Source organism: Psychrobacter sp. W2-37-MNA-CIBAN-0211, from assembly GCF_040309405.1.
Lineage (GTDB): Bacteria > Pseudomonadota > Gammaproteobacteria > Pseudomonadales > Moraxellaceae > Psychrobacter > Psychrobacter glaciei.
On record NZ_JBEOOU010000119.1, the window covers coordinates 1 to 284 of the forward strand.

The 284-nt window shown below is 38.0% G+C and carries 1 protein-coding gene; it reads right to left on the reverse strand.

Translation table 11 applies throughout. The features are described 5' to 3' along the window. The coding region (locus tag AAEY72_RS14545) for a DUF3631 domain-containing protein (RefSeq protein ID WP_352311236.1) at positions 1–284 on the reverse strand (284 nt) is incomplete at both ends.

Consider the following 284-nt stretch of genomic DNA (forward strand, 5'->3'; position numbering starts at 1 on the left):
CCTCATATCTTTAGATGAAATTTTGAATCCACTCAATCGTTTAGCTATTTGCCGTAGGGTGATAGGTTTACCATGATTTAAAGTCGACCAGATCATCTCTGGGTCTCTACATAATCCTGCCAGCAAATTCTTACTCAAAAGTCTGTCTGTCCCATGTAGATTAAAAACGGTTTGAATATCAGCTAATAGCTGCTCATTTAAACTTGGTTCTTCACTTTCTAAACCCGATATTTCAATACAAGCTTTATAAGCCTGCTCTAGCCAGTCATCACCAAGTACTAGTG